Here is a 24,171-nt window from a genome sequence, read left to right on the forward strand (position 1 = left end):
ACCGATGCTCATCCTGCTGCCGCCCTCCGAGGGGAAGGCCGACGCCGGCACCGGCCGGCGGCTGGACCTGACCCGGCTCTCGCTGCCCGAGCTGAACCCGGCCCGGGAGGAGGTGCTGGCGGCGCTGGTCACCCTCGCCGCGGGCGACCAGGAGGCGGCCCGGACCGCCCTCGGGCTCAGCCCAGGGCAGGGTGCCGAGCTGCGGCGCAACGCCCGGCTGCGGGCGGCCGCCACCGCGCCCGCCGGCCGGATCTACACCGGGGTGCTCTACGAGGCGCTCGACCTCGCGTCGCTGCCGCCGGCGGCGCAGCGCGTGGCCCGCCGGTCGGTGCTGGTCGCCTCGGGTCTCTGGGGCGCGGTCCGGCTCACCGACCGGATCCCGCCGTACCGCTGCCCGATCGGCGCGAAGCTGCCCGGCGTCGGCGCGCTGTCGGCCTGGTGGCGGCGGGCGCTGGCGCCGGCGATGGACGCCGCGGCCGGCGACGGTCCGGTGCTCGACCTGCGCTCCGGCGCGTACGCGGCGACCTGGACGCCGCGCGGCGCGCTGGCCGCCCGCACGGTGACCGTGCGGGTGCTGCACGAGCGGGAGGTCGACGGGGTGCCCGTGCGGTCGGTGGTGAGCCACTTCAACAAGGCGACCAAGGGCCGGCTGGTCCGCGACCTGCTGCTCGCCGGCGCCCGGCCGCGTACCGCCGACGGGCTGGTGACCGCTTTGCGCGACCTGAAGTACCAGGTGCTGGAGCAGCCCGCGCCGGCCGGTCGGCCACGCGTGGTCGACGTGGTGGTCACCGAGCTGTAGGGCAGGCGCAAGATTTCCTCAAGGCTGGGCCGGATCGGTACCGCCGGGGCGGCCCACGGGTCACGGTAAGGAAGACCCGACGCCCCACGAGGAGCGCCCCTGTTGGAACCGATCCTGCTCGACCGGCCCCGGCTCCCGGCGACGCCGCCGCCGCTGGACTGGCTGACCCTGGCCGACGCGTTCGAGGCCGCCTGCCTGCTGCGCTGCATGCCCCCGCCGGCCGGCTCCGGGCACCGGCAGCCGCCACCGGCCCACCGCAACGGCACGGTGGAGTTCAACCGCGAGGAGGCGGCCCAGCGGATGCGGCAACTGCTCACCCGGCTGGACGTCCCGGTCGAGCACGAGCTGGCCGTCGGCGGGCTGCGCCGCCGCTACGAGCTGCACCGGCTCTCGGTGCCCCGGGAACACCGCCCGGCGTACGCCCGGCTGCTGGAGGCCGGCTGGCGGCAAGGCCGGCGGGAGCTGCTCGGCGGGCCGTTCCCCGGCGCCTCGATGGCCCGCCGGGTGTGGCGGCCCCGGCTGGCCGCGGCGGCCTGGCGCGCCGCCCTGCTGGCCGGCGGGCGGCACGTGCGCCGGCACATCCTCGGCGTCCGGCTCACCGACCGGGAACTCGCCGCCGTCCTGGTCCGCGGCGCCGCGCTGCTGGACGTCCCGGCCCTGCTCCGCCCGGGCACCGGCTGCTTCCTGGTCAGCGTCGCCGACGGCCCGCACCGCCAGCGGATCCTGCACAGCACCGCGCTCGGTCCCGCCCGGGCCACCGATCGGGCCTGAGGCGTACCCCGGCGAACCTACCCGCGCCGTCGAGGTGCCGGCAGGGGCGACGCCGCCCGACCGGTGAGCCGAGGTTGCGGTGGGCGGCCCCGGCGGCGCAGAGTGCAGCGCGTGAGTCGAACCGGGAACCGCCGCGGCCGGCCGCGCCGCATCCGGCCGGCCGCGTTGATGGCGCTGCTGCTGGTCGCCACCCTGCCCGGGCTGGCCGGCTGCCGGGAGTCGCCGGCCGCGCCGGTGCCGATCCGGATCGCCACCGGCAGCCCGACCGCGGTCTACCACGCGTTCGGGCAGTCGCTGGCCACCATCCTCAACCGGGAACTGCCCGGGGTGCGGGCCAGCGTGGTGGTCACCGCCGCCTCGGCCGAGAACGTCCGGCTGGTCGGCGCCGGCGAGGCCGAGGTCGGCTTCACCCAGGCGGACGTGCTGCCGGCCGCGCCCGCCGCGCATCCGTCGGTGCTCGCCGTGGCCCGGGTCTACGACGACCTGCTGCACCTGGTCACCACCGCCGGCGGCCCGGTCCGCACGCTGGCCGACCTGCGCGGCCGGCGGGTGTCGGTGGGCGCGGCCGGGTCCGGCACCGAGATCACCGCCACCCGGCTGCTGGAGGTGGCGCGGCTCGGCGACGACGCGGTCCGTCGCGAGCGGCTCGGCCTGGACGACTCGATGACCGCGCTGCGGGCCGGGCGGATCGACGCCTTCTTCTTCTCCGGCGGGCTGCCGGTGCGGGGCGTCGAGGAGCTGGCCGGCGCGACCGCCATCCGGATCGTCGACCTGGGCGAGTGGACCGAGCCGCTGCGTCGCGGCAACCCGGAGGTGTACGTCTCCCGGGACATCCCCCGCTCGGTGTACGGGGTCGACCCGGTCACCACGGTGGCCAACCCGAACTTCCTGATCGTCCGGGCCGACCTGCCGGAGGCGCTGGTCCGGGAGGTGACGCGGCTGCTGATGGAGCGCCGCGAGGAACTGGCCGCCGCGCATCCCGCGGCCGGGCGGATGAGTCCCCGCGCGGCGATCGCCACCGCCCCGCTGCGGCTGCACCCCGGCGCCGCCGCCTGGTACCGCGCCACCAAACCCTGACCCACCCTCGGCGCCCCCGCCGCGACGAGCCCGGACACCTTGATCGACTGATGGTCAGGAGGGTTCGGAAGGCGTTCCCGACCTGCGGAGCGTCAGACGATCACGGTGCCTCCGCGTGACTGGGAGCGGGGAGCGGCTCGGGCGGGTGGGTTGGCGGATCGACGGTCGGCGGGTCGGGGTGCTCGGCGCCGGCGGGGGCGGGGAACCAGAGGCCGGCGACCAGGCCGCGCGGCTCGCCCCGGCGCATGGTGAGCCGCCCGTCCGAGGCGTCCACCAGCACGGCGACGATGGTCAGGCCCAGCCCGGCGCCGTCGACGTTCTGCACGTCCGGCGCCCGCCAGAAGCGCTCGGTCGCCTGGCCCAGCTGGCTGCTGGTCATCCCCGGGCCGGTGTCCCGCACCTCGAGCGCGGTCCCGTCGTCCTGACAACGGACGGTCACCGTCACCTCCCCGCCGGCGCCGCTGAACTTCACCGCGTTGTCGATCAGCGCGTCCAGGGCCTGGTCGATGGCGGTCGGCACGGTCCGGGCGTACGCCGGCGCGTCGTGCGTCACCAGCCGGAGCGTGACCGACCGGTGCCGGGCCAGCGGCTCCCAGGCGGCCATCCGGGCGGCGGCGACCGCCGCCGCGTCCACGGTGACCCGCTGGTTCTCCCGCCGCTCGGCGCGGGCCAGGGTGAGCAGCGCGTCCAGCACCAGGGCCAACCGGTCGGTCTCCTCCAGGGCCAGCCGGTGCTCGGCGCGGCCCTGCGGATCGGTCAGGCTCGGCCCCAGCTCCTCCACCCGCAGCCGTAGCGCGGTGAGCGGGTTGCGCAGCTGGTGACTGGCGTGCGCGACGAACGCCCGCTGCCGGTCCATCACGTCGGAGACCACGTCGGCCATGTGGTTGAAGCTGGCCGCCAGCCGGCGCAGCTCGGGTGGGCCCAGCCGGTGCTGCACCCGCGCGCCCCGGTCCCCCTCGGCGATCTCGTGGGTGACCGCGTCCAGCTCGGTGACCGGCCGCAGCACCCAGCCGGCCAGCCCGAACGCGGTGAGCACGCAGGCCAGCACGGCGAGCAGGCCCATCCCGGCGAGCAGCAGCCACCAGGTGGTGACGGTGCGGCGCACCGGGTCGGCCGGGGTGGCGGTGACCACCGCGCCGAGCACCTCACCGCCGTCGTTGATCGGCACCGCCACCACGATCGGCCCGTCCACCCACGGCCAGACCGACTCCGGCCCACTGGCCTGCTGGCCGGAGAGGGCGGTGTCCAGCGCCGCGCCGGTGCCCGCGGCGACCCGCCAGCTCGCCGAGGCGACCACGGTACGGCGGTCCCGGTCGACCACCGCCGCGCCGATCCCGTACAGCTCGTCGTAGCTACGCAGCTCGTTGTCGAGCGGGCCGGGCGTGCCGCCGCGCAGCGCGGGGCCGGCCAGCGAGGCGAACCGGGTCGCGTCGGCGAGCCGGTCGGCACGGACCCGGTCGGTCTCCCGGGTGGCCAGGGTGGCCGCCAACGGGGTCTCCAGCGCCATCAGGACCAGCACCATCAGCAGCAGATAGCTGATCACCAGGCGGCGTCGCACCCGTCCCCCTCACTCGCCGCGCAGCCGGTAGCCGACCCCGCGCACCGTCTCCACCAGGCGCGGGTCGCCCAGCTTGCCGCGCAGCGAGCCGACGTGCACCTCGACGGTGTGCCGGTCCGCCCAGGTGGTGCCCCAGGCGTCGAGCAGGATCCGGTCGCGGGGCACCGCCACCCCGGGCTGGCGGGCCAGCGAGAGCAGGATGTCGAACTCCTTGCGGGTGAGCGCCACCGCCCGGCCGGCGACGGTCACCGTGCGGGCCGCCACGTCGATCCGGACCGGCCCGGACTCGATCAGGTTCCGCTCCGGCACGGTGTGCGCCGCGCGGCGCAGCACCGCCTCGATCCGGGCCTGCAACTCCACCATCGAGAACGGCTTGACCACGTAGTCGTCCGCGCCGAGCCGCAGGCCGAGCACCCGGTCCCGCTCCTCGCCCCGGGCGGTCACCGCGATGATGCCGAGCTGCGAGCTGCGCCGGCGCAGTTCCCGGCACAGGTCGGTGCCGTCGCCGTCGGGCAGGGTCAGGTCGAGCAGCACCAGGTCGCAGGGGGCGGCGGAGAGCGCGGCGGCGACGGTCGCCGCGTGCTCGACCTCGTACCCGCGCCGGGTGAGGGCGGACGACAGCGCGGCGGCCACCCGGCGGTCGTCCTCGACCAGCAGGATGCGCACCCGGGTCCCCCATTCGTCGGTCCGTCGACCCGAATGGTGGCAGAAGCCGGACCGGGGCGGGAGGGCCGGCCCGGTGGTGCGGCGTCGGTCGGCCGGCTGCTAGAGGCCGAAGGTGTCGTCGGCGACGGCGTCCCGGACCCCGTCCACGAAGCCCCGGAAGCCGGGATCGTCGTGGCTGGCCGGCACGCTGGTCACGTTCTCCCCGGTGGCCTGGGTGACCGCGTCGACCAGCGGCGGAAAGTCGATCTCGGCGTCGGCCAGGGTGTCGTCGTCGGCCTCGCCGAGGTTGATCACGTGCTGCACGTCCTCGCTCGGGGTGTCCGGGTCGTCGGCCCACTCCCCGCCAGCCTGGTAGCACTCGTCGTACAGCGCGCGCTGGCTGTCGGTCCAGTCGTCGTCGTAGCTCTGCATCGCCATCCCTTTCCGACCCGCTCCACCTGAGCATGCCGGGCCGGGGGCGACGGACGGGCCGGTACCGGCGAAACCGGCCGCTCCGGGACGAGCCGGCCGGCACCCTCCCCGGGCGCGTAGGCTCCCGATGTGATCTACAAGCTGCTGCCGACCACCGAGTGGGACGAGGCGCTGGCCGCCGGCCACCTAGCGGGCACGGCCGTGGACCGGCAGGACGGCTTCGTCCACCTCTCGGCCGCCGACCAGGTGGTGGAGACGGCCCGCCGGCACTTCGCCGGCGCCACCGGGCTGACCCTGCTGACCGTCGACCCGGCCCGGCTGGGCGACGCGCTGCGCTGGGAGCCGTCCCGCGGCGGGCAACTCTTTCCGCACCTGTACGGCCCGCTGCCGGTGGCCGCCGTGGTGGCCGCGCAGGCGCTGCCGGCGGACACCCCGGCCGCCGACGCGGTGGCCACCCTGCTCGGCTGAGCAGGGTTCGCCGGTCCGCGACCCGGCACGGGGCCCGGGCCGCCACCGGGCCGGGCCGGCCGAGGCGAGGCGCCGCTCGTGCCGTACGCGGGAAGACGACCGCGCCCGGGACGACGCGGTCGTCCCGGGCGCGGTGGTGTCGGCGCGGCGCGCGCTCAGCGGCGGCAGAGGCGGCCGATCTCCTCCTGGAACCGGTCCATCGGGTTGGCCTCCGCGGGGCCGAGCAGGTAGGTCTTCAGCTCCCGGCGGGCCTCGGTCAGCGGGTCGTCGCCGGCCCGGGTCAACGCGACGATCTTCTCCAGCTCGCCGCAGTCGGCGGAGAGCAGGTACGCCGCGCGGGCGGTCGGGTACTCCCGGCGGAACTCGTCCTCCGGCAGCCCGCCCGGGTTGGCCACCACGTACGGCCGCTGGCTCTGCACGAAGTCGGAGACCACACTGGACACGTCGCTGATCAGCAGGTCGGTCTGGTTGAAGCAGTCGAACAGCGCCGGCGTGCGGCCGGTGACCACCAGGTGCCGGGTGCCGTCCAGCGAGGTCGCATCGGTGTCGCCGCCGGCCGCGCGGATCCGCCCCACCACCCGGTCGTGCACCGCCTTGGCCTCCTTGGCCCGCGAGCCGGTCAACGGGTGTGGCTTGTAGATCAGCCGGATCCGGGGCGAGACGGCGAGCAGCCCCTTGACGATCCGCTCGCCCATCACCACCAGCGAGGTGTGGTAGGGGTCGTCGTCGAGCCAGCCCTCCCAGGTGGGCGCGTAGAGGACGGTGAACGGCCGGTCCACCGACTCGGCGCCGAAGGTGTGCACCCCGGCCAGCTGCGGGCGTCCGATCTCGACGATGTCGGAGTCGAGCACGCCGACCCCAGCCCGGGCGTACCGCTCGCGGCCGGCGAGCCCGGCGACCCAGACCTCGTCGTACACCTTGCTGTACGGGTTAACGCTGGCCGCCTTGTCGCTGTCGCCGTGCCCGACGAAGACGTGCTTCATGCCCGGCTCGCGCAGCAGGTGGATGTTCGCGCCGACGTTGGCCGCGTAGAGCGCCGCCCGCACGCTGCCCAGTTCTAGGTTCATGAAGTCCACCCCGGCCGGTACGCAGATCACCGGCAGCCGGGTGTCGGCCAGTTCCAGGAAGGCCTCCCGGTTGCGCATCAGCACCACCGCGCGCTGCTGCAGCGCCTCGGCCGGAGCCAGCCACATGTTCGCCTGGTAGACGTCCTTGGCCGGGCCGGCGAAGTAGAGCGCGACCTCGGGGCGGTAGCTGTCCAGCCAGCGCTGGACGGCGGGCAGCAGCGGGCTCTGCCCGGCACCCCGGCCGCGCAGCCAGGTGAGCGCGATGATCGCGCCGACCACCGCGGTCACCGCGACCGTCACCGCGCCGGCGACCAGGAACGGGGTGGCGTCGTCCCGCACCGCGGCGACCACCGCGGCCGGCACCAGCAGGACGTTCACCACCGGCATCCGGTCACCGGCGATGGCGGCCGCCCAGGCCGGCGGCTGGGGGGCCGAGCGGAGCGGGCCCAGCTCGATGTTGCGGACCAGGGCCGACTCCGGGTTGCGCCGTTCGATCATGGTGGTGAGCGCGCCGGAGAAGACGGCGACCACCCAGACCGTGGCGGGCAGCGCGAGCAGCAGGCTGAGCTGCGTTCCGCTCAGCGCCACCTCGGCGGCCACCAGCAGCACGGCCGCGAGGTCCCGGGTCAGCTGCCGGTACCCGCGGTTGAGGCCGACCTTCTCCAGCAGCACGTCGGAGGCCGCCGACCAGCGGGTGAGGGCGAATTCGCCGACCACGGCGACCAGCCCGGCGACGGCGAACAGGCCGACCCAACCGAGGGCGCCCGCGGCGAGCATGACCAGGTAGGACAGCACCAGCAGTGCGCCGCGGGCGGCGACTCCGATCCGTCCTGTCAACGTGCCGAACAACGAGTACGCTCCCTACGAGATCGATGACGGGCCGGGCCCGTGGTCGTCAAGGTCTTCACCCGAGGCGTGCGGCCGACGTACCCGGGACGGCAAGGGACCGGGGCGGGAAAGGCCGACGGTCCGGCGCTGTCGGCCTTTCGCGCAGGTCACGTCCCATGTCCGAACTCCCGGGTGCAGTCTGTCACGGCGATGGCGGCCGACCTCCGAGCCACCGGCCGCCGGTACGTGTGACTGCGACCTTAACGCGAAGGGACGCAGGGGCCTCGCTCGGGTATAGACACACCTTTCGGGCAAACCCGCCGGGCCGGACGGGCCGCTTCGCCGCAGCCCCGAGGAGTTGGTCGATGTGCGGGGCCACGGCGAGCCTCAGCCGCCGTTCGTCGTCGCGGCGGGCACCGTGCTGCGGTAGCAGACCATTCCGCCCGGGGACTTCCTCGAGGCGAACTTCTGCAGACCCAGGGCGGGTGCGGCCTCGACGGCGGCCTTGTTCACCTTCCACACGCAGACCGCACCAACGCCGACCCTGTCCATGGCGGCCTTCACCTCGCCGATGGCCACGGGCTCGTTGCCGTCGGCGAACTTACCCAGCAGGAGCCGGTCCTTGGCGAACTGGCTCTCCATCCCGTAGTCGGTGAGGTAGAGGTCCCGTGCCATCACCACCCGGACCCGGGTGGTGACCTGGGGCATGGCCCGCATGACCGACGTGGGGGCCAGCACCAGTCCGTCCGGAAGATCCTGTCGGGTGATCCAGAAGGTCACGTTCTTGCGTACCTCCGGCATTCGCCAGCTCGGCTCGGTCCGCAGCACGTCCGAGGTCCACATCGGCACGCCGAGGGTGTAGAAGGCGACCACCATGGCGGCGGGGAGCGCGCCGGCCAGGATCCGGTTCGGCCAGGTCAGTCGGGGCAGGCGCACGGTCGCGAGGATGCCGACGAGGGCCGGCAGGGGCACGATCCACGGCACCCGCCACAGGACCGCTCCCAACCCGGTCAGGTCGCTGGCGAACCCGATCACTCCAGGTACGAGCAGCACCGTCACCGCCAGCGCGGCGCCGGCGCTCAGCAGTCGCGGCGCGCCACGACGGAGCAGGAGAGGAGACGCCCACATCGCCAGGCCCGCGATGATGCCGAGGAGGCCGAGCCACAGGGAGAGGTCGTAGATGACCCGGGGCTCCCGCCACTGGGCGTACGTCGCGATCACCTCGTCGACTCCGTCCGTGGTGAGCCTGGTGACGACACCGGACAGGAGCGGGTAGGCCGACGCGGCGACGAAGCAGACGACCGCCAGCCGCAGGCGCCGGGTGGCGGCGATCGCCACGGCGGCGGCCGCCGCCAGCAACGGCAGCAGGATGACCGCGGTGGTGGTCAGTCCGACGGCCGCGACGGAGAGCAGTGCGAGCATGGCCACCGCCCGCCGGGACCGGGTCTCCAGGTAATCCGTGAGGTACACCCAGGCGAGCGGGATCAGCGCGTGGACGAAGACGCTCTTGCCCTGGGTGAGCCGGGGCAGGTGGTAGGTGTTCAGCGCGTCCGGGTATCCGGCGACGAGCACGATGTAGGCCAGGGCCACGCTGAACGCGAGCAACGGACGCCGCGGCGCCCACCGCTGGACCAGCCGCCACAGCGCGAAGATCGCGAGCACCGCCAGCACCGGAAGGACGAGATACCAGGTCGCCGACGCGGCGTGCACGCCCAGCATCCGGGCCAGTGCGCCGATGAACACCTCGAACGAGGGAATCGGGGGGTTCGCCGAGCCCGCCGGGAGGACGCCTTCGGTGAAGAGGAACTCGCGGAAGGGGATCTCGTCCCGTTCGGCCACCCAGACCGACTTGCCGACGTAGAAGACGTCGTCGAGGGAGACCCGGGCGATCAGCGTCGAGAACCCGGCGGCGGCCAGCGCGGTGACGATGACGAACCACGCCTGCCCCGGTGTGGTCTCCCCCGGGCGCGCGCCGACCGACCCAGGGCGAGGGCGGAACGACGGCCACGCGGAGGCGATAGCCACCAGCCCGAGGAGGATGGCCACCCACCAACTGAGCCTTCCCCCGCCGAGCGACGCGAACATCGCCGCACCGACCGCGGCACCGACCGGCAGGGCGTAGCGACGCAGCAGCGCCGCCCAGCCGACGCTGGTCGTGGTCGGCTGCTCGGCCGCCTCCCGGTCACCCACCGGCGTGACGGTGGCGCCCGGGCCCCGGCCCCGGCCCCAGCCGATCTTCCACGCGATGACCGCGGCGACCACCAGGCTGACGAGCCAGCCGGCGAAGACGACGGAGGGACGGAGATCAAGGACCAGGTTGAGGTGGTAGAGCAGGGTCCAGAGGGCGAAAGTGGCAATCGCCGCGTCGGTGAGGAAGACAGGTGCAGCCGCCACACCGGCGTTGATCCGGGCCAGACCCTGCCGCGGCGCGGCGCTCGTGCCCTTCTCGTCGTCGGCACGCGTCACCACAGCGTCCTTGACCTCCGTCATGAGCCGTCCTTGTCGTCGGAGCTTCCGAGGGTGGGATTGCCCTCGCTGCGGTGACCAGAGCACCGCAACGCCGGGCCAATCGGCGGTGGCCAGACTAGCGGAATCGGACACGGCTTCCGGCTCCCCGCCTCGGGCGGTCACCGGTCACCGGGTCAGGGGCGCCTCCCGTTGCCGCGGCAGCACGCCGTCGGCGCCCAGGCCGACCGCGACCGCCTCCACCAGACTGTCGAGGTAACCGGGGGTGAGCGGAGTGCGGGCGACGGCGAGCCGCCAGTAGAGCGGACCGACGATGAGGTCGACCGCCGCCTCCCGGTCGGTGTCGGCGGGCAGTTCGCCGCGCTGCACCGCGCGGCTGATCAGCCGGCCGCCGATCTCCTGCTGCCGGGCCCGCAGCACCTGCTGCAGGGTCTGGTCGATGGTCGGGTTGCGGGCCGCCTCGGCCAGCAGGTCGGGGATGATCTGCGAGGCCAGCGGGTGCCGCAGCGCGTGCGCCACCACCTGGAAGAGCAGTTCGAGGTCACCGCGCAGGGTCCCGGTGTCCAGCGCCGGCAGCTTCCCACCGGCGGCGGCGGAGACGTTGTCCAGCACCAGTTCCAGCTTCGAGCTCCACCGCCGGTAGATCGCGGTCTTGCTCACCCCGGCCCGGCGGGCCACCGCCTCGATGGAGAGCCGGCCGTAGCCGACCGCCGCGAGCTCCTGCATCAGCGCCCGGCGGATGGCCGTGGTGATGTCGTCACGGAGCACGGCCGCGCCGGCCGGCGCACGGCGCTTCTCGGTCGTCACCTGGGACTCTTCTCGGCTGTCACGTGGAACAATGTACCGCAACGACGGTACGGTTGCGTCCCGACGTGTTTTGAACTACGGTCCACGCAGCGACGGGGGCGGCGCTCCACGCACTGGCCACGCTAGATTCCATCGTCGCGCATCCCCGTTGACCCGAAAGATCGGAGCGCCCATCCATGGCCGACACGGCGCTGGCCGACCCCGACGCCGGCCTCACCCAGGCGCAGCTCGCCGCCCGGTACGGGCTGCGGGTCGCCGGCGAACGCCCCTCGCTGGCCGAGTACAGCCGGCGGCTCTGGCACTACCGGCACTTCATCTCCGCGTACGCGAACGCCAAGCTGCTCGCGTCGTTCAGCAACGCCAAGCTGGGGCAGCTGTGGCAGGTGCTCACGCCGCTGACCAACGCGGCGGTCTACTACCTGATCTTCGGCGTGGTGCTGAAGCAGGACGAGATCCCGAACTTCATCGCGTACCTCTGCACCGGGCTGTTCATCTTCAACTTCACCCAGACGGCGGTGCAGAACGGCACCCAGTCGATCACCGGCAACCTGGGCCTGATCCGGGCGCTGCACTTCCCCCGGGCCTGCCTGCCGCTCGCGGTCACCGTCACCCAGTTCCAGCAGTTGCTCGGGTCGATGGTGGTGCTGTTCGCGATCGTGCTGGTCACCGGCGAGCCGATCACCCTCGCCTGGCTGATGCTGGTGCCGGCGATCCTGCTCCAGACGGTGTTCAACGCCGGGCTCACCATGGCGGTGGCCCGGTTGGGCGCGAAGGTGGCCGACCTGAAGCAGGTCATGCCGTTCCTGCTGCGCGCCTGGATGTACGGCTCCGGGGTGCTCTACAGCGTCACGCTCTTCGAGAACGAGCTGCCGGCTTGGGCCACCCGGCTGGTGGAGCTGAACCCGATGCTGGTCTACATCGAGCTGGGCCGGGTCGCGCTGCTGGAGGACGCGCCGCTGCTCAACTCCTCCCTCCCGCAGCTCTGGCTGGTGGCGGTGGGATGGGCGATCGTGATGGGTGCCGGGGGTTTCCTCTACTTCTGGCGCGGCGAACAGGAGTACGGCCGTGGTTGAGCACTTCGAGACCGCCAACGACGTGACGGTCACCCTGCCCCAGGTGCAGGAGCGGATCCCGACCGTGGTGGTCGACGACGCGCACGTGATCTACCGGGTGCACAAGGGCGCCGGCGGTGGCGGCGGGCCGGTCGGCGCGCTCAAGCGGATCGTGACCCGCACCTCGGCGCCGAACATCCGGGAGGTGCACGCGGTCAAGGGGGTGAGCTTCACCGCGTACCGGGGTGAGGCGATCGGGCTGATCGGCAGCAACGGTTCGGGCAAGTCGACCCTGCTGCGGGCGATCGCCGGCCTGCTGCCGGTGAACCGCGGCGCGGTCTACACCCAGGGCCAGCCGTCGCTGCTGGGCGTGAACGCCGCCCTCTTCAACGACCTCGCCGGCGAGCGGAACGTCGTGCTCGGCTGCCTGGCGATGGGGATGTCCCCGGCCGAGGTGCAGCGGCAGACCCCGGAGATCATCGAGTTCTCCGGGATCAACCAGCGCGGCGACTTCGCCTCGCTGCCGATGCGCACCTACTCCTCCGGCATGGCCGCCCGGCTGCGCTTCTCCATCGCTGCGGCGAAGAAGCACGACGTGCTGCTCATCGACGAGGCGCTGGCCACCGGCGACAAGGGCTTCCGCAAGCGCAGCGAGCAGCGGGTGCGGGAGCTGCGGGAGGGCGCCGGCACGGTGTTCCTGGTCAGCCACCAGCTCTCCTCGATCCGGGACACGTGTGAACGGACGATTTGGCTGGAATCGGGCGTCCTGCGGATGGACGGCCCGACCGACGAGGTCGTGCGGGCCTACGAGGCGTTCGCGAACGGCAAGTAGGTTCCGGCCGCGTACGACATCGACATCGCTGCGCGCGGCCCGCGCCGTCCCGTTGGGGCGGCCGGGCCGGCGCGTTAAGGTTCATCCCGTCGCCGTTCGGGCGGAACCTTCTGTTCACGTAATCCCTGAGAGTGAGGATCGGCAATGACGCAGGACCACACCACTGGCCCGGACGCCGCACCGGAGACCCCGGCGCCATGGCGGCCCTCCCGGACGGTGGCGGTGGTGCTGGCGGGCGGCACCGGGACCCGGCTGGGCCTCGGCATCCCGAAGCAGCTGCTCAAGATCGCCGGTAAGCCGATCATCGAGCACACCCTGGCGGTCTTCGAGGCGGCCCCGGAGATCGACGAGATCATCGTGCTGATGGCCACCGGTCACGTCGCCGAGGCCCAGAAGATCGTCGAGAAGGCGGGCTTCCGCAAGGTCACCAAGGTGATCGAGGGTGGCGACACGCGCAACGCGACCACCCGGATCGCGCTGGACGCGGTCGGCCCCGACGACTGCAACATCCTCTTCCACGACGCGGTGCGGCCCCTGGTCAGCGGCCGGATCGTGCGGGAGTGCGTGAACGCGCTCTGGACCTACTCCGCGGTCGACGTGGCCATCCCGTCGGCCGACACGATCATCCAGGTCGACGAGAACGACTGCATCACCGACATCCCGGTGCGCTCCTCGCTGCGCCGCGGGCAGACCCCGCAGGCGTTCCGCTCCGGCACCATCCGGGAGGCGTACCGGCGCGCCGAGGGCGACCCGAACTTCGCCGCCACCGACGACTGCGGCGTGGTGCTGCGCTACCTGCCCGGCACGCCGATCAAGGTGATCGACGGCTCGGACGAGAACATCAAGGTCACCCACCCGGTCGACGTGCACCTGGCGGACAAGCTCTTCCAGCTCGCCGCCGCGCAGGCGCCCCGGCTCACCGATCACCGCAGCTACACCGAGGAGCTGACCGGCCGGACCATCGTGATCTTCGGCGGCAGCTACGGCATCGGCCACGACCTGGCCGAGCTGGCCCGCCGCTACGGCGCCCAGGTCTTCCCGTTCAGCCGCTCCAGCACCGGCACCCACGTCGAGCGGGCCGCCGACGTCGAGGCGGCGCTGAAGACGGCCTTCGAGGCCACCGGCCGGATCGACCACGTGGTGGTCACCGCCGGCATCCTCGAGAAGGGCGCTCTCGTCGAGATGGACGAGGAGACCATGGACCGGGTGCTCCAGGTGAACTTCGTCGGGCCGGTCATCGCCGCCCGGCAGGCCCTGCCCTACCTCCAGCAGACCAAGGGCCAGCTGCTGCTCTACACCTCAAGCTCCTACACCCGGGGCCGGGCCCAGTACGCGCTCTACTCGTCCACCAAGGCCGCCCTGGTCAACCTCACCCAGGCGCTGGCCGACGAGTGGGCCGAGTTCGGCGTCCGGGTCAACTGCGTCAACCCGGAGCGCACCGCCACCCCGATGCGCACCAAGGCGTTCGGCGAGGAGCCCGAGCACACCCTGCTCGCCGCGGAGACCGTCGCCCGGGCGTCGCTGGACGTGCTGATCTCCGAGCTCACCGGTCAGGTCATCGACGTACGCCGGGCGCCGGGCGAGGTTCCCGCCCAGCCGACCCCGGCGCAGGCGGACCAGGCGGCGGGCGCCGCGGTCGCCGGCTGACGCGGGCGCGGCGACGGCGGGAGGCGCAGCCAAGATGCGTGGTGACCTGGTCCGGAAGCTGCTCGCCCGGGGCCTGACCACCGGCCTGGCCGTGCTGGCGTTCCTGGTCGTGGCGCTGACCGGCGCGACCGGCTGGGGGCTCGGCCTGGCGGTGGCCGCGCTCGCCGCGGCGGCGTGGGAGCGGCGGGTCCGCCCGGGCGCCGACAGCGTGCCGGAGACCGTGCTGGTGGCGGCGGGCATCCTGGTCGGCTACGCCCGGCGGCTGGACGCCGGGTTCGATCCGGCGCTGGCCGCGACCGCGCTGGTGCTGCTGGGTCTGACGCTGCTCGTCGGGCCGCTGCGCGACGCCGGCAACCTGGAGATCCGGGCCGCCAACCTGCCGGTGCGCGGCTGGACGCCGCTGGTCGCCGCACACCTCGGCACCGCCCTGCTGGGGCTGCTCGCGGTGGCCGCAGCCGCAGCCGCAGCCGCGCTGCCCGCCGCCGTCGCGCTGACGGTGAGCCTGCTGGTCGGCGCGGGCGCCGGCGCGGTCGGCCTCGACCTGGCCCGGCGGCGGTTCCGGCCGCCGGCCGGCGGGTCGGCGGTGACCCGGGCGCTGCGCCGGCACCAGCCGGAGTTCCTGCTGCACTTCTCCGCGCCGCCCGGCTCCGAGTACCAGGTCACCATGTGGCTGCCCTACCTGGAGCGGATCGGCCGGCCGTTCCTGGTCATGGTGCGGGAGCCGGAGTTCCTGGGCACGATCGCGGCGGCCACCACGGCCCCGGTGGTCTACTGCCCGACGCTGAAGGCGATGGACGAGGCGCTGGTGCCGAGCCTGCGGGTGGCGTTCTACGTCAACCACGGCGCGAAGAACAGCCACTGCATCCGGTTCACCCAGCTCACCCACGTGCAGTTGCACCACGGCGACAGCGACAAGGCGCCCAGCACCAACCCGGTCTCCGCGATCTTCGACCGGATCTTCGTGGCCGGCGAGGCCGCCATCGACCGGTACGCCCGCGCCGGGGTGGAGATCCCGGCGGAGAAGTTCGAGGTGGTCGGCCGTCCGCAGGTGGAGGCGATCGAGGTCCGCCCGGAGCCGGCCCGCGGCCTGACGCAGCCGACCGTGCTCTACACGCCGACCTGGACCGGGCACCACGCGGACGCCAACTACTGCTCGCTGCCGGTGGCGGAGACGCTGCTGCAGCGGCTGCTGGCGCGCGGCGCGACGGTGATCCTGCGCGCCCACCCGTACACCGCGCAGAACCCCGCCTCGGCCCGGCAGCTGGGCCGGCTCACCGAGCTGCTGGCCGCCGACCAGGCCCGCAGCGGCCGGCAGCACGTCTTCGGCGCCGCCGCCCGCGAGCTGACCCTGACCGAGTGCGTGAACCGCTCGGACGCGCTGGTCTCCGACGTCTCCGGGGTGATCTCCGACTACCTCTACTCCGGCAAGCCGTACGCGGTGACCGACATGGGCGGCGACGGCGACCGGTTCACCGAGCGGTTCCCGCTGGCCGGCTCGGGCTACGTGCTGCGCCGGAACATGTCCAACGTGGACGAGGTGCTCACCGAACTGCTCGACACCGACCCGCTGGCCCCGGACCGGTGGGCCACCCGGCGCCGCTACCTGGGCGACTTCCCCGCCGAGTCGTACGCGGAGGCGTTCCTGGCCGCCGCCCGGCGGGAGCTCGACCGGGGCGCCCGGCCACCGGCGCAGCGGACCGGCCTGCCGGTCGAGCCGGAGACGGTCTCCCCCACCACCTGAGCACCGCCTCCGCCACCGGCGACGGCGGGCGGACGGACGGCGCGGTTTGGGCGATATCGGGCAGGCAGGGCGTATCCTACGCCGAGTCCCGCTACCACGTGCGCGCCCAGGGCGGCGGCCCGGAGCGGCGGCCCGGAGCGGCGGCCCGGTCCGCCGGTTCCGGGTACGCCGGCCCGGCGCCCGCGACGGCGCTCCCGAGCCCTGCGAGTTGACATGTCTGACACCAGCACCGCGCTCTCCCCCGCCTTCGTCCACCCCACCGCCGAGATCGAGGACGGCGCCCGCGTCGGGGACGGCACGAAGGTCTGGCACCTGGCGCACATCCGGTCCTCCGCCCGGGTGGGCGCCGGCTGCGTCATCGGCCGCAACGTCTACGTCGACGCCGGCGTGACGGTCGGCGACCTGGTCAAGATCCAGAACAACGTCTCCGTCTACCGGGGCGTCACCCTCGAGGACGAGGTCTTCGTCGGCCCGTGCGTGGTCTTCACCAACGACCTGCGCCCCCGCGCGCAGAACCCGGGCTGGACGATCACGCCGACGCTGGTCCGCCGGGGCGCCTCCATCGGCGCCAACGCCACCCTGGTCTGCGGGATCGAGGTGGGCGCGTACGCGATGGTCGCGGCCGGTTCGGTGGTGACCCGGGACGTGCCGCCGTACCAGCTCGTGGCCGGGAACCCGGCCCGCCCGCTGGGCTGGGTGAACGCCGAGGGCGAGGTGGTCTCCCGCGACCCGCGGACCCGCCCCGACGGCCTGGACCGGGGCTGATCGGCCCGCCCGGTCCGGCCTGGCCCGCCCGGCGGCGCGGACCGGGCCGGACCCCGGGCTGGTCAGCCGCCGATGACCAGCCGGCGGACGCCGGTCCAGCGCGCCGGGTCGGTGACCCGGCGGCCATCGACCAGCACCCGGACCGATGGCAGGTCGGCCGGGGTCAGCGACCGGTACTCCGGGTGGTCGGCCTGGATCACCGCGGCGGTGACCGCCTGGCCTGCGTAAGCCGGCAGCCCGAGCGCGGTCAGCTCGGCGGCGGTGTACATCGGGTCGGACACGTACGGCCGGGCGCCCCGGGCGCGCAGCGCGTCGACGGTCGGGAAGACGCCGGAGAAGGCGGTCTCCTTCACCCCGCCCCGGTAGGCGGCGCCGAGAACCAGCACGTCCGCCCCGGTCAGGTCGCCGTACGCGGTGGCGAGCAGGTCGACGGCGTACTGCGGCATCTGCGCGTTCGCCTCCCGGGCCGCGCGGACCACGCTCGCGGCCGGGTCGTTCCACAGGTACATCCGCGGGTAGACCGGGATGCAGTGCCCGCCCACCGCGATGCCGGGCTGGTGGATGTGGCTGTACGGCTGGGTGTTGCAGGCCTCGATCACGGTGGTGACGTCCACGCCGACGGTGGCGGCGAACCGGGCGAACTGGTTGGCGAGGCCGATGTTCACGTCCCGGTAGGTCGTCTCGGCCAGCTTCGCCAGCTCCGCCGCCTCGGCCGAACCGAGGTCCCACACCCCGTTGGCCCGGGGCAGCTCCGGCCGCTGGTCGAACTGGAGCACCGCCTCGTAGAACGCCACGCCCCGGGCGGCCGACGCCCGGTCGACGCCGCCGACCAGCTTCGGGTAGCGGCGCAGGTCGGCGAAGACCCGGCCGGTCAGCACCCGCTCGGGGCTGAACACCAGGAAGAAGTCCTCACCCGCGGTGAGCCCGCTGCCCTGCTCGAGCATCGGAGCGAACCGGTGCCGGGTGGTGCCCACCGGCAGCGTCGTCTCGTAGCTGACCAGCGTCCCCGGCCGGAGCCCGGCGGCGACGGCCCGGGTGGCGTCGTCCATCCAGCCGAAGTCCGGCATTCCCCGGCCGTCGACGAAGAGCGGCACCACCACGACCACGGCCTCGGACGCGGCGACGGCCGCTGCGGTGTCGGTGGTCGCGGAGAGCGCGCCCGCCGCCACCACCTCCTTCAGCCGGACGTCAAGGTCGGCCTCGCCCGGGAACGGGACCGCTCCGTCGTTGACCAGCCCGACGACCCGCTCGGAGACGTCGGCGCCGACCACCCGGTGCCCACTCGTCGCGAACTGCACGGCGAGCGGCAGCCCGATCTTCCCGAGGGCGACGACACAGATGTTCATGGCTCTTCTTTCCTCGTCCTTCGAAGCGGGGTCGCCGGCGGAGCGCCGACCGGCCCGGCGGCACAGGTGCTACCGCGATAACGAGTCGACGCGGTGGTAGGTGCCGCCCGGCCCGATCGCGATCAGGACCGCGGGAGGGCGACAGCGCCGACCGGCGCGGTGTCGCTGCCGATCTCGACCGTGCCGCCCTCGGCGGCCGAGCGGAGCAGCGCGGCGGCGACCTGCACGGTACGCAGCCCCTGCCGCAGCGTGACGATGTCGCTCTCCTTGCCGTCGACCGCGTCGCGGAACCGCTCGTGCTCCACCAGCAGCGGCTCCCGCTTCGGGATCGCGTAGCGCACCATGTCGCCCTCGGCGACCCCGCGGAACGCGCGCAGCGCCTCCCACTCGGTGTCGATCGCCCCGTTGGCGTGGAAGGTCAGGTCGGCGGTGAGGGTGTCGGCGACGAAGCAGCCCCGCTCCCCCGTGATCACCGTGGACCGCTCCTTCAGCGGGCTCAGCCAGTTGACCAGGTGGTTGACCATCGCACCGCCGGCGAGCTGGCCGACCGCGGCGACCATGTCCTCGTGCAGCCGGCCGCTGCGCGAGACGGTACGGGCCGACACCGTGCGGTACTCCCGGCCGACGACCCAGCTGGTCAGGTCGATGTCGTGGGTCGCCAGGTCCATCACGACACCGACGTCGGCGATCCGGTGCGGGAACGGCCCCTGCCGCCGGGTGACCACCTGGAACACCTCGCCCAGCTCGCCGGCCTCCAGCCGGAGGCGCAGGCTCTGCAGAGCCGGGTTGTACCGCTCGATGTGCCCCACGCCGGCCACCAGTCCGGCCGTCTCGAACGCCTCGGCGAGCCGAACCGCGGCGGCCACGGACTGGGCGAGCGGCTTCTCGATGAGCGCGGCCACCCCGCTGTGCGCCAGCGCCAGACCGACCTGCTCGTGCAGAGCGGTCGGACAGGCGACCACGGCGTAGTCGACGCCGAGCCTCAGCAGACCATCCAGATCGGGCACCACCGGCGCCCGGAGCGCGCCGGTCGGATCGCCCGCCGGGTCGACGATGCCGACCAGGTCCACGCCGTCCAGGCCGGCGAGGACGCGGGCGTGGTTGCGCCCCATCGCGCCGAGGCCGATCAGGCCCGCGCGCAGCCTTGCCCGCGTCATCGGGCAGCACCGGCCAGGTTGGCGCCCTCGGCGATCCGCTCCAGGTCCCGCTGGGACAGGGACGGGTGCACCGGCAGCGAGAGCACCTCGGCCGCGGCCCGGTCCGTCTCGGGCAGCTCCCACGGGCCGGGCCTGCCGTCCTCGCCCAGGTAGGGCCGGAGGCGGTGGATCGGCGTGGGGTAGTAGACGGCGTTGCCGATGCCCAGCTCGGTGAGGCGCCGCCCGGCCGCGTCGCGGCGACCGCCCGGTACCCGCACCGTGTACTGGTGGTAGACGTGCCGGGCGGCGTCGGCGACCGGCGGGGTGACCATGCCGGTGATCCGGGAGTCGAGCAGCTTGGCGTTGGCCCGCCGCTGCTCCGTCCACTCCGGCAGCTGGCGCAGCTGCACCCGGCCGATCGCCGCGGCCACGTCGGTCATCCGCATGTTGGCGCCCACGATCTCGTTCGCGTACCGCTGCTCCATGCCCTGGTTGCGCAGCAGCCGCAGGGTACGGGCCAGCTCGCCGTCGGCGGTGCTGACCATGCCGCCCTCCAGGGAGTGCATGTTCTTGGTGGGGTAGAAGCTGAAGCAGCCCGCCGTGCCGAACGCGCCGACCGGCCGTCCGGACAGGGTCGCGCCGTGCGCCTGGGCGGCGTCCTCGACCACGGCCAGCCCGTGCCGTTCGGCGACCGCCATGATCTGGTCCATGGCGGCGGGGTGCCCGTACAGGTGCACCGGCATGATCGCGACGGTGCGGTGGGTGACCGCCGCGGCGGTCGCCGCCGGGTCCAGGCAGAAGCTGCCCGGTTCGATGTCGACGAAGACCGGCCGGGCGCCCACCAGCCGGACCGCGTTGGCGCTGGCGGCGAAGGAGAACGACGGGACGATGACCTCGTCGCCCGGGCCGAACCCGAGGGCCATCAGGGTCAGCTGGAGGGCGGAGGTGCCGGAGTTCACCGCGACGCAGTTCCGGCCCCCGACCAGCTCGCCGAACTCCTCCTCGAAGGCGGCGACCTCCGGCCCCTGCACGACGCGGCCACTGCGCAGCACCCGCACGGCCGCGTCGATCTCGGCCTCTCCGATGACCGGCCTGGCCGGTGGAATCATCTCTGTGGTCAGCCCGGACATGGGGCTTCCTCCTGTCGAACAGCGGCCGCGCCCGGACCGGGCGCGGCGCTACGTCGTTCAGATGTGGACAGGAGGGGTGGTGGGTGGGTGATCCGGTGGGGTCGGCGCGAGAAGATCACCCGGACTAACAGGACACCCGGCGCATTCCGGGACGTACGGGCATGTTATCCCGGAGACGCCGGGCGTGGCGGCACAACACCCTGATCTCCGCCGCGACCGCGGTGGCCCGCGGCTCAGCGGTACGGGTCGACCAGGGCGAGCACCGCCTCCGGGTCCTCGACGTGGGCGCTGTGACCGAGGCCGGGCAGCGTCACCACCGGCACCCCGAACTCCTTGAGCTGGGCGTCGGAGACCATCGGGTCGCGCTCGCCCCGGGCCAGCACCACGGGCACGTCGGTCGCCGCCAGCAGGGTGGGCAGGTTCGGCTCCCCCACCGCGAACGCGGCCGGGTCCATCGCCAGCCGCCAGCGGCCGTCGACCTGCCGCAGCCCCGCCTCGACCACCGGATGGTCCGGGGCGAACAGACCGGCCAGCCCACTCACCCGCAGGTAGCGCCGGGCCGCCTCGTCCCGGGTGGCGAACCAGGTGACCGGGCGGTCGGCCAGCTCGGCGGCGCGGGCCAGCTCGTCCGGCGACCAGACCGCCTTGATGCCGAGCCCGACCACCGCGTCCACGTCCAGCCCGGCGGTACGCGCGGCCAGCGTCAGCCCCACCACCCCGCCGAGGGAGTGGCCCAGGACGACGAGCCGGTCACCCGGCTTGAGGCCGCCGGCGACCTGCCCGGCGAGCCCGGCGAAGGAGTACCGGGGCAGCGGCGGCGACCACCCGTGCCCGGCGAGGTCCGGCGCCAGCCAGCGCCCGGCCCACCGGCGCTCCAGCAACGGCGCCCAGGGCAGCCACACCTCGCCGGTCGCGCCCATGCCGTGCAGCAGCAGCAGGACCGGCCGCCGGCCGTCCCGGGTATCCGATTCGTGGTCCATAGGGCGCAGTGTGCCACCGGTCGGACGGCCGGGGCGAGGGGCGCGGGCCGGAACGCGCCGGGCGCCGGCTCCCCGGTGGGGAACCGGCGCCCGGACGGTGCGACGCGGAGGTGGCGGTCAGGCGGAGTAGCCGCGGGTCGCGGCCCAGTTCGCCAGGTCGATGGTGGTCATCCAGTACGACGCCGTCGCCGGGTTCGCCGAGTCGGCGATCTTCACCAGCCGGCCGTCGTCGTCGTAGCCCACCACGGCGATGTAGTGCCCGCCGGGGAAGGAGTGCCAGCCACCGGCGGTGTCGGTGGCGCTGCCGGCGATGTTCACCACGACGCCGCGCTTGGCGGTGATGGCCCGGACCACGTCGGCCTGGAGCTGGTCCATCTGGGCCGGGGTGGCGGCACGGCCGGAGATCATCCGGGTCCGGTACGGGTCGCCCTTCACCACCGCGTTCAGCACCCGGGTGGTGTCGTTGGCGGAGTTGGTGCCCATCTCGGTGGTGCCCAGCTGGGCGCCGAGGGCGTCCTGGGTGCGCTCGATGCCGGTGGCGCTGAGCGCGTTCCGCACGGCCGCCGGGCCGCAGTTGTAGAACGTCGTCTGGGCCTGGTAGTCGTAGTCGAGGACCTTGCGCGACGGCGGCTTCGGCGCGCTCTGCTTGCGGGTCAGGTCCGGGTTCGGCGCGGCCGACGAGGCGGCGGCCGACGGGGCGGCGCTGGACGGGGCGGCACTCGACGGGGCCGTACCGATCCGGGCCTCTCCGCGCGAGGCGGCGGCGGGCGCGTTCCGCAGTTCGGCCACCGTGGCCGCGGCCGGCGCCGAGGCCGGGGCCTCGTCGGCTCCAGCGGCCAGCGCGCCGGCGCCGGTGGCGAGCACGAGGGCCGCGGCCGAGGCGGCGGCGACCTGGTAGGGGCGGTCGGTGGTGATGCGGCGCAACTGGCGCTTGAGGTGGTGCTTCACGGATTCCTCCACGGGACTCGGGGGGTGAGCGGCACACCGGCACCAGAGCGCGGGGGCAGGCCGGCGCGACCGCGCGGACGGCTCGTCCGCGGGTTGGTGACCACTCAGGGAGCGCCCGGCTCTCGGGCGGGGGCGGTTGCCGGCGGGTCAGCTCGCGATCGGGGCGAGCGGCGCGGGCACCGCGGGGCCGTGGAGGTGGGGGAACAAGCGAGGGGTGGGATCGTGCTGCACGAGGATGGAACTCCTTCCGACACCGCCGACCGGGTTAGCTGACGGATTCGGGCGGGAAGAACGCCCTACCACAGGCCTTGGCCCGCGGATTCACCCCAAGGTGCACTGGGTCCCCGGTTCGTTTGATCACGATTGAGCGGGTCGGCGCGGCGTCGCCTCTTGCGATCGGTAACCGCACCAGACGGGCCGACATTACTGGTCAGTCCGTAGCCTGCCAACCCCGTCCACCTGCGTAAACCCGTTTCGGCCCGACAATTTTGCGGGCAGTTAAGCACTGACGCGACTCAATGGGACGGACCTCTCCGACGACGCCAGCGGTCGACAACCGGACAAGCCACCGCCGTCGACCCGGAATTGTCGACAAGCATCGACCGGGACGATCCCGATGACCGATTCCGCGGGCGCTGTGACCGGCGTCACTGGAATAGTTCGGCGATCAGCCCACCCGGGCCGGCCGCCAGCGGGCCGCGGCGACGGCAGGCGCCGGCACCGCCTCGGCGCGCGGTGCGGGCGGCCGACCCGGCCGGAGCCGGGCTGCGGCGGCGTACGCCTCGGCGGCGAGGGCACGGGCCGCCTCGGCGGCCAGCTCGGCGTCCCGCCACGCCGCCCGCTCCCGCTCGGCGGCCGCCCAGTAGCCGGCCAGGCGCTGCTCGCGTACCGCCCGGGCGAGCACGATCTTCTGCTCCACCGGGTGCCGCCGGGAGTCCCAACCGGCCCGGTGGCCGAACACGTCGGACAACTGCCGGGCGGACAACTCGCCCCGCCAGTGGGCGGCCATCGCCGCGTGGTGCAGCCAGCGCTCGCGGGCGGCGTACTCGGCCGGCGTGCGCGGGGTGCGCGGGGCGGGCAGGGCGGCGGCCCCGAGGAACCGGTGGGCGGCCGTGTCCGCCTCGTCGTACGCCTGCCAGGTGCGCTCGACCTCCGCCTGCGCGGCGAGCCAGTCGGCCCGCCGGCGGCGCGCGGTCTGCGCCGCGCGGGTCGCCGCGACAGCCACCTCCTCGGCATAGCGACGCAGGTCGGCGAGGTCGGCCTCGGCCGGCCCGACCGGGGCGGGCTCCTCGTCGGTGGGGCGCTCGGGGCGGGCGACCAGCACGGTGAGCACGGTCAGCGCCAGCACAAGCAGGCCGGACCAGATGGCGGCGGCCCGCGGCACCTCGATCAGGAACTGGTAGTAGAGGACGGTCTCCAAGGTCGGCACCTCACGGGGGAACGGATGCGGAAGCGGGGAGCCGCGTCCGGGCGCCGACGGCGGGGCATGGCGGGGCCGGACGGGTGCGGGACACGGAGCGCGGGCGGGGTCTCGGCCCCGCGGACGGATCAGGAGCGCGGCGGGGCGCGCGGGGCCCGGACGGCCGGGACCGACCCGGCCGGCAGCGGCGCCGGCCCGGCGACGACCGCCGGCGGGGCTGCGGCCGGCTCCGGCCCGGCGGCCGGAACGGCGAGCG

General features: G+C 74.1%; 21 protein-coding genes and 1 riboswitch. Of the genes, 9 read left to right on the forward strand and 12 right to left on the reverse strand.

Annotated elements, in window-relative coordinates:
- Positions 1 to 4: 4 nt before the first annotated feature.
- From yaaA to ACVCAH_RS27190, 3 genes are all read left to right on the forward strand, one after another.
- Positions 5 to 799, forward strand: coding sequence for a peroxide stress protein YaaA (yaaA, locus tag ACVCAH_RS27180; protein WP_447139059.1), 795 nt, complete (start codon positions 5 to 7; stop codon positions 797 to 799).
- 99 nt (positions 800 to 898) lie between these two features.
- Positions 899 to 1,570: a hypothetical protein gene (locus ACVCAH_RS27185; protein WP_447139077.1), complete on the forward strand. Its 672-nt coding sequence runs from the start codon at positions 899 to 901 to the stop codon at positions 1,568 to 1,570.
- A 168-nt stretch (positions 1,571 to 1,738) separates the two neighbouring features.
- The gene (locus ACVCAH_RS27190) at positions 1,739 to 2,647 is read left to right on the forward strand and encodes a TAXI family TRAP transporter solute-binding subunit (protein WP_447139078.1); all 909 of its coding nucleotides are present in this window, start codon (positions 1,739 to 1,741) and stop codon (positions 2,645 to 2,647) included.
- Positions 2,648 to 2,747: 100 nt separating this feature from the next.
- Here the strand turns inward: ACVCAH_RS27190 and ACVCAH_RS27195 are convergent, their stop codons facing one another.
- The 3 genes from ACVCAH_RS27195 to ACVCAH_RS27205 form a co-directional block, all read right to left on the reverse strand.
- A complete protein-coding gene (locus ACVCAH_RS27195; protein WP_447139060.1) occupies positions 2,748 to 4,205 on the reverse strand; it encodes an ATP-binding protein in 1,458 nt (485 codons plus the stop codon).
- A gap of 9 nt (positions 4,206 to 4,214) precedes the next feature.
- Complete coding sequence (locus ACVCAH_RS27200) at positions 4,215 to 4,871, reverse strand: response regulator transcription factor (protein ID WP_088995023.1); 657 nt, start codon at positions 4,869 to 4,871, stop codon at positions 4,215 to 4,217.
- A 99-nt stretch (positions 4,872 to 4,970) separates the two neighbouring features.
- Positions 4,971 to 5,282 carry a hypothetical protein gene (locus tag ACVCAH_RS27205; RefSeq protein ID WP_302922846.1) on the reverse strand — a complete coding sequence of 104 codons (312 nt, stop codon included), beginning with the start codon at positions 5,280 to 5,282 and terminating at the stop codon, positions 4,971 to 4,973.
- Between the two features lie 129 nt (positions 5,283 to 5,411).
- Here ACVCAH_RS27205 and ACVCAH_RS27210 point away from each other — a divergent pair, with 129 nt between their 5' ends.
- Complete coding sequence (locus ACVCAH_RS27210; protein ID WP_447139061.1) at positions 5,412 to 5,750, forward strand: DUF952 domain-containing protein; 339 nt, start codon at positions 5,412 to 5,414, stop codon at positions 5,748 to 5,750.
- A 155-nt stretch (positions 5,751 to 5,905) separates the two neighbouring features.
- On the opposite strand, the gene ACVCAH_RS27215 is transcribed toward ACVCAH_RS27210, so the two are convergent.
- The 3 genes from ACVCAH_RS27215 to ACVCAH_RS27225 form a co-directional block, all read right to left on the reverse strand.
- Entirely contained in the window at positions 5,906 to 7,666 is a 1,761-nt protein-coding gene (locus ACVCAH_RS27215) for a CDP-glycerol glycerophosphotransferase family protein (protein ID WP_447139062.1), read from the reverse strand.
- Between the two features lie 366 nt (positions 7,667 to 8,032).
- A complete protein-coding gene (locus ACVCAH_RS27220) occupies positions 8,033 to 10,135 on the reverse strand; it encodes a DUF6077 domain-containing protein (RefSeq protein WP_447139063.1) in 2,103 nt (700 codons plus the stop codon).
- A gap of 144 nt (positions 10,136 to 10,279) precedes the next feature.
- Entirely contained in the window at positions 10,280 to 10,918 is a 639-nt protein-coding gene (locus ACVCAH_RS27225) for a TetR/AcrR family transcriptional regulator (RefSeq protein WP_447139064.1), read from the reverse strand.
- A gap of 176 nt (positions 10,919 to 11,094) precedes the next feature.
- Here ACVCAH_RS27225 and ACVCAH_RS27230 point away from each other — a divergent pair, with 176 nt between their 5' ends.
- From ACVCAH_RS27230 to ACVCAH_RS27250, 5 genes are all read left to right on the forward strand, one after another.
- Entirely contained in the window at positions 11,095 to 11,991 is an 897-nt protein-coding gene (locus tag ACVCAH_RS27230; protein WP_447139065.1) for an ABC transporter permease, read from the forward strand.
- Entirely contained in the window at positions 11,984 to 12,802 is an 819-nt protein-coding gene (locus tag ACVCAH_RS27235) for an ABC transporter ATP-binding protein (protein WP_447139066.1), read from the forward strand. Before ACVCAH_RS27230 ends, ACVCAH_RS27235 begins: the two co-directional genes overlap by 8 nt.
- A gap of 144 nt (positions 12,803 to 12,946) precedes the next feature.
- Positions 12,947 to 14,449 (forward strand): D-ribitol-5-phosphate cytidylyltransferase, encoded by a 1,503-nt coding sequence (locus ACVCAH_RS27240; RefSeq protein WP_447139067.1) that lies wholly within the window; start codon positions 12,947 to 12,949, stop codon positions 14,447 to 14,449.
- A 34-nt stretch (positions 14,450 to 14,483) separates the two neighbouring features.
- Positions 14,484 to 16,190, forward strand: coding sequence for a CDP-glycerol glycerophosphotransferase family protein (locus tag ACVCAH_RS27245; protein WP_447139068.1), 1,707 nt, complete (start codon positions 14,484 to 14,486; stop codon positions 16,188 to 16,190).
- A gap of 213 nt (positions 16,191 to 16,403) precedes the next feature.
- Positions 16,404 to 16,955 carry an acyltransferase gene (locus tag ACVCAH_RS27250; RefSeq protein WP_447139069.1) on the forward strand — a complete coding sequence of 184 codons (552 nt, stop codon included), beginning with the start codon at positions 16,404 to 16,406 and terminating at the stop codon, positions 16,953 to 16,955.
- 62 nt (positions 16,956 to 17,017) lie between these two features.
- Here the strand turns inward: ACVCAH_RS27250 and ACVCAH_RS27255 are convergent, their stop codons facing one another.
- The 6 genes from ACVCAH_RS27255 to ACVCAH_RS27280 all read right to left on the reverse strand — a co-directional run bounded on the left by ACVCAH_RS27255 (position 17,018) and on the right by ACVCAH_RS27280 (position 23,924).
- On the reverse strand, positions 17,018 to 18,301 hold the full coding sequence (locus ACVCAH_RS27255; protein WP_447139070.1) for a nucleotide sugar dehydrogenase: 1,284 nt from the start codon (positions 18,299 to 18,301) through the stop codon (positions 17,018 to 17,020).
- Positions 18,302 to 18,423: 122 nt separating this feature from the next.
- Entirely contained in the window at positions 18,424 to 19,458 is a 1,035-nt protein-coding gene (locus ACVCAH_RS27260) for a Gfo/Idh/MocA family protein (RefSeq protein WP_447139071.1), read from the reverse strand.
- Positions 19,455 to 20,567, reverse strand: coding sequence for a DegT/DnrJ/EryC1/StrS family aminotransferase (locus ACVCAH_RS27265; RefSeq protein WP_447139072.1), 1,113 nt, complete (start codon positions 20,565 to 20,567; stop codon positions 19,455 to 19,457). Before ACVCAH_RS27265 ends, ACVCAH_RS27260 begins: the two co-directional genes overlap by 4 nt.
- Positions 20,568 to 20,800: 233 nt before the next feature.
- On the reverse strand, positions 20,801 to 21,547 hold the full coding sequence (locus tag ACVCAH_RS27270) for an alpha/beta fold hydrolase (RefSeq protein WP_447139073.1): 747 nt from the start codon (positions 21,545 to 21,547) through the stop codon (positions 20,801 to 20,803).
- Between the two features lie 117 nt (positions 21,548 to 21,664).
- The gene (locus ACVCAH_RS27275; RefSeq protein WP_447139074.1) at positions 21,665 to 22,507 is read right to left on the reverse strand and encodes a C39 family peptidase; all 843 of its coding nucleotides are present in this window, start codon (positions 22,505 to 22,507) and stop codon (positions 21,665 to 21,667) included.
- A 227-nt stretch (positions 22,508 to 22,734) separates the two neighbouring features.
- A riboswitch (cyclic di-AMP (ydaO/yuaA leader) is annotated at positions 22,735 to 22,875 on the reverse strand.
- A 287-nt stretch (positions 22,876 to 23,162) separates the two neighbouring features.
- Complete coding sequence (locus ACVCAH_RS27280) at positions 23,163 to 23,924, reverse strand: hypothetical protein (protein WP_447139075.1); 762 nt, start codon at positions 23,922 to 23,924, stop codon at positions 23,163 to 23,165.
- Positions 23,925 to 24,171 lie beyond the last annotated feature (247 nt).

It is taken from the genome of Micromonospora sp. LZ34, assembly GCF_052981855.1.